This window comes from Peribacillus sp., assembly GCF_059453735.1.
Genome location: NZ_JAZVJO010000553.1, coordinates 1 through 2,470, shown reverse-complemented (window position 1 = coordinate 2,470; position 2,470 = coordinate 1). Strand labels below are relative to the sequence as shown.

The 2,470-nt window shown below is 40.4% G+C and carries 3 protein-coding genes and 1 pseudogene; all 4 read right to left on the bottom strand.

Features of this window, described 5'->3' with window-relative positions:
• Nucleotides 1–363: 363 nt before the first annotated feature.
• On the bottom strand, nt 364–852 hold the full coding sequence (locus tag AC52RT_RS18170; protein WP_495542051.1) for an ATP-binding protein: 489 nt from the start codon (nt 850–852) through the stop codon (nt 364–366).
• A 7-nt stretch (nt 853–859) separates the two neighbouring features.
• Entirely contained in the window at nt 860–1,531 is a 672-nt protein-coding gene (locus AC52RT_RS18165; protein ID WP_495542050.1) for a DUF4405 domain-containing protein, read from the bottom strand.
• A gap of 20 nt (nt 1,532–1,551) precedes the next feature.
• Nucleotides 1,552–2,265 carry a flavodoxin gene (locus AC52RT_RS18160; protein WP_495542049.1) on the bottom strand — a complete coding sequence of 238 codons (714 nt, stop codon included), beginning with the start codon at nt 2,263–2,265 and terminating at the stop codon, nt 1,552–1,554.
• A 24-nt stretch (nt 2,266–2,289) separates the two neighbouring features.
• Nucleotides 2,290–2,470, bottom strand: a pseudogene (locus AC52RT_RS18155) (hypothetical protein); the annotation flags it as partial.

The following is a 2,470-nucleotide window of genomic DNA, read 5'->3' as shown; positions in this document are numbered from 1 at the left end:
TTTTCTTAACCTGTCAGGATAATCTCTTTTGCCCTTTCAGGATAATTCTATTTGCCTCTTATCACTGGCGACTATTCGAGTTCGTCTAGGGTAACAACATGTAGTGTTACACGCTTTACTGTGTTACAAGATATTGGGATTATTTTATCAGGAATTGAAGGAAATAACCATATTATTTCTGTTTTCTTATCCCAGAATTATCCGTGGGATAATACCTTCCTAAACTGTAGAACCAACAATTGGGCCCGCTATCAATCGTAAAAATTTGCGATTGGTTTTGCAATTGATATCAACCGCAATCTGCTATTTCACTTACGACTTGACTTACGACTAAAACAAATCGTAAGTGCTAATTGACTTGCATTATTTCAACACTTCCCATGTGGAGTTTTTCTTTGCTCCGACACGCTTAATGTACCCTTTTTCCGTCAAAGATACTAATGCTCTCTGCACAGTTCTTACCGTCTTAGACACCTTCTCTGCAATATCTTCACGAGATATTGTAGGATCTTGTTTTAATATGGCAAGCACAGACTGCTCCGTAATGTTTAATGCCTCTCCTTTTCCATAAGTGACATTAGGAGTGTCACTTATAAATCTGGGTCTATGAAGAATGAATTTGAAGCCGTTTTTTGTTCGTTCATATGAATACTTAACGCCGGCATCTTTGCAGAGACTGTCGATTCTCTTAAATCCACTTCCGAATTTCTCAATAGATCTAGTCAAGTACAGAAGTCTTGCAATATTGGGATTCCTCAATTCAGATTCAAGGTTGCGCCTAATATACTCTTCTGGCTTATGTTCACTTGCGTAATCGCCAGGGCTGTATATAGTTATCATATCCGGATGAATACATATTTCATGTTGTGTTGCCTTCCTTCTTTTTTGAGCATTTCAGTATTAACTTCCTTAACCAAAATGCTGCTACTGCCACAAGTATCATAACGGCAACATAATCGATCAAAAACAATGCTGTTGATGAGTTCGGATCAAAGAATGCGAACATAGTCTTCAACGTCAAATAGTCTCCGATCCTGCGGGAAACGAATGCATAAACTCCGTACACTGAGATAAGTAAGAATACGGCGGTAATGATCATAATTGCAGTCTTATTCATGTGCTTTTTTGTCGGAGATACGAAGGCACTTGCATTTAAGCCCAAGTGAAAACTCATCAGTATGAATCCCCAATAAGCACCTGTCATATGTACTGTTCTGAAAAGACTGGTGTATCCTTTGATAGTAATCCCTTTAAGAACATACTTCGACATCAATATTCCGCTCAACGGTTGAATGAACATATACAAGGCTAAGAGCACATTGACTGTTGTAAAGATTACTCTATTGAGGTCGTACTTTCCTTTAAAAACTGACGTCCACCATTTCCTGTTGATCACATTGTGGGCTATAAACAAAGCAAACATGCAGATCCCCAACACCTCATGCAGATATTCTCCTACCAAAGAATATGCCATGAGGAGTGGCAGTATGATGATCATCATGGAATCTATTATCATCCTGAGAGCTTTCATATCAGTCCACCTTCATTTGTTTAGTAACCCAGATCTGAAAGCCACTGATCTACATCATTTTTGACCTTGTCCTTATTGTTTTGGGCATCCGCTCCGCTTATAGCAAGCCCGGTTCCGACAGTACTGTTCGGACAGGCACCGGCCAGCTTTGTATCAAATCCGGACAGACCGCTTCCTGCATGTGTAGAAAAGGGAATGAGGATTTTTCCTGCAAGATCAGAGGCATTTGACTCAAAGAATGTATACATGATCATCGGCCAGTCACCCCACCATACAGGCGATCCGATAAATATCGTCTTGTATTGCGAAAGATCAGGGACCGGGCCTTTATATGCAGGCCTGGCATTATCATTCAATTCCTGCTTGGCAACATCAGTCAACTCCGCATATGTATAGGGATAGTAATCGTCCTCCGGCAATACTTCAAATAAATCTGCTCCTGTCTTTTCAGCAATCATCTCTGCTACGATCGCAGTATTACCTTTATCTATTACTCCGACACCATATTGTTCACCGGTACGTGAGAAATATACAACAAGAGTATCTGAGTGATCATTGCTGCCATCCGTGGTTGGCTCTGAAGTTGTATTATCTTCTTCAGATCCGGATGAGGAAGACTGAATTGCTTCTTCTGAGTTTGATGATGCAACGCCGGTTGCAACAGAAGCATTGCCGGAACATGCTGATATAAAAATCAAACTAAGCGAGAGTAAAGCTGTTAAAAACTTCTTCATCTTATTATCTCCCTTTGAATAAAGTCATGCTCTTTCGAAATCCGGTCTCCATGCTGCAAACTGGGCAAGCTGAGAATCTGTGCGATGATAGTAACGCTGATCTTTATCGAGCTTTGCGATTTCTGCCATTTCCTCTTCTGTGAGGCTGAAGTCAAGGATATCGAGATTATCTCTTATGTGATCGACATTTTTGCTTCCCGGAATA